Source organism: Brevibacterium samyangense, assembly GCF_039529845.1.
GTDB classification, from domain to species: Bacteria; Actinomycetota; Actinomycetes; order Actinomycetales; family Brevibacteriaceae; genus Brevibacterium; species Brevibacterium samyangense.
This window is the reverse complement of record NZ_BAAANO010000052.1, coordinates 1-2,478: the sequence shown is the minus strand read 5'-3', so window position 1 is coordinate 2,478 and position 2,478 is coordinate 1. Positions and strand designations below refer to the sequence as shown.

At 66.8% G+C, this 2,478-nt stretch carries 2 protein-coding genes; both read right to left on the bottom strand.

What is annotated here, in order from left to right; translation table 11 throughout:
- Window positions 1-61 precede the first annotated feature (61 nt).
- Window positions 62-808: an ATP-binding protein gene (locus tag ABD172_RS15270; RefSeq protein WP_344311076.1), complete on the bottom strand. Its 747-nt coding sequence runs from the start codon at window positions 806-808 to the stop codon at window positions 62-64.
- Entirely contained in the window at window positions 805-2,367 is a 1,563-nt protein-coding gene (istA, locus tag ABD172_RS15265; RefSeq protein WP_344311074.1) for an IS21 family transposase, read from the bottom strand. The genes ABD172_RS15270 and istA overlap by 4 nt, the downstream gene beginning before the upstream one ends.
- Window positions 2,368-2,478 lie beyond the last annotated feature (111 nt).

The window sequence follows — 2,478 nt, the reverse complement described above, 5'->3', positions numbered from 1 at the left end:
TCGTGCCGGCGGGGGCCAGTAGCCGTCGCGGTGGGGGCCACTGGCTCCCGCCTTCATTGGGTCACTGGGTCTTGGCGGCGTGTTCGCGCATGTTCCGGTTGCCGGTGTCGATCCAGATGGTGTTGTGGACGATGCGGTCCATGATCGCATCGGCGTGGACCCCTCCTCCGAGGCGTGGATGCCAGTCCTTCTTCGCGTACTGGGTGCAGAACACTGTCGAGCCGGTGTCGTAGCGGAGTTCTAGCAGTTCCAGCAGCATCGAACGCATCCCCTCGTCCGGATGGTCCAGCAGCCATTCGTCGATCACCAGCAGCGAGAACGTCGAGTACTTCCGCAGGAACTTCGTCTGGCCCTGGGACTTGTCCTTAGCCAGGGCCCATGCTTCCTCGAGGTCGGGCATCCGGATGTAGTGTGCGCGGATCCGGTGCTGGCAGGCCTGCTTCGCCAGCGCGCATCCCAGATACGACTTCCCCGACCCGGTGAAGCCTTGGAAGACGACATTCTGCTGGCGCTGGATGAACGAGCACGTCGCCAACTGTGCGATCACGTTCCGGTCCAGCCCTCGTTCCTCGACCAGGTCCAGGCGGCGCAGATCAGCGCCGGGGTAACGCAGTCCGGCCCGGCGGATCAGGCCCTCGACCTTGCCCTGGTTGAAGGTGGAGTGCGCCTCGTCCACGACCAGCTGGAGGCGGCCCTCGAACGACATTCCCAGCACGTGGGTCTCGTCCTGGGCGTCGATGGCGTCCAGGAGCGCGGTTGCGCCCATCTCGCGTAGCTTCCGCTTGGTCTCGATATCGATCGCGGTCATCGAGCACCTCCGCCGTAGTAGTCCGCGCCGCGGACGAAACCGCCCTGCTCCGCTGGTTCCTCGCGGGGTGGACGCAGCCCGGCGGTCTTGTCCTGCCCTGTCGCAAGGATCGGTTGCAGATGCGCGTAACGGGGCGAGCTGATCCGGCCCGTCAACGCGAGCGCGCAGGCCGCCTCGACCCGCTCGGCGGAGAAGCGGCGAGAGAGCCGCAGCACCGCCAGCGCAGGATCCAGGCCCTGCTCCTGGATCGGTACGGACTCGAAGATCCGCCGGGTCACGATCACCGTCGCGGGGCCGATCCGCTCGGCCCATGCCCGTACTCGTGCCGCGTCCCAGGCCTGGTAGCGGTCCCCGGCGGGCAGATCCGCGTCGTTAGTGCGGTACTCGTTCACCGACCCCTCGGGCAGCAGCAGGTGACTGGAAAGCCTCTGGTGGCCGTGGTAGATCTCCAGCGTGCGGGCCGTGATGCGCAGATCAACCGCGGCGCCGATGTGCGCGAACGGCACCGAGTAGAAGTTCCGCGCGAACGAGACGTGCCCGTTCCTGGCCACTCGTCTGCCGTAGAGCCACCTCGAGATCTCGTAGGTGACCGCCGGCAGCGGCGTCAGCAGCGGCCGCTCCTCCGCGTCGAACACGCTGATGCGGGAGCCGGGACGTTTCTGGAACGGTTCGGCGTTGTATGCCTCCATCCGCGCGCTGATCGCTGCGGTGAGCTCGGGCAGAGTCGTGAACTGCTTCTCTCGCAGCCCGGCGATAACCCAGGTCGCGACGTGCGCGACGGTGTTCTCCACGCTGGCCTTGTCTTTCGGTTTCCGCACCCTGCCCGGCAGCACCGCTGCCGAGTAGTGACCGGCCATCTCGCGATACGCATCGTTCAGGACGATCTCGCCCTCGCGGGGGTGCTTCACCACGCCGGTCTTGAGGTTGTCCGGCACGATCCTGGGGACCGACCCGCCGAACGCTTCGAACATCGTCACGTGCGCCCGCAGCCACGACTCCTGGCGCATATCCAGCGCCGGGAAGCAGAACGCGTAACGGGAGAACGGCAGGCAGCCCACGAACAAGAACACCTTCGAGACCTCGCCGGTGACCGCGTTGATCAGCTCCATCGTGGGGCCGGACCAGTCGACCTCCACGCTCTGGCCGGCCTTGTGCCCCACCCTCGAGGCAGCGCCGGTGACCAGCACGTGGCGTTGGTAGGTGCGGCAGAACCGGTCATATCCCATCGCCGGGTCCCCGGCCGCCGCGGTGGCGTCGAGGTACTCGCCATGCAGGAGCTTCAGCGTCACCCCGACCCTCGCCATCTCCCGATGGACCTGCTCCCAGTCGGGCTGGGCGAACACGCTCTCGTGCTCGCCCCGGCCCGGGAACAACCACGCATACACCTGCTCGTCGTCGAGCTCGGCCACGTCGTCCCAGCCGATCCCCACCCCGTCAGCTGCCTCGAACACCGCCCTGACGGACTTCCGGGACATGCCCTGCGAGGCAGCGATAGCACGCCCCGACAGACCCTCGGCGCGTAACTGGAGCACCAGCTTCGCTCTGATCTTCCGTACCATCTTCGATTGCTCCTTCCGCCGCGTGCCCTATACACACGGCGGAAGGAGCGTAAGCAGGGTGGCCCCCAACGACACCACACCTGGTCCCCAACGACGCCATCGCTACGAAAA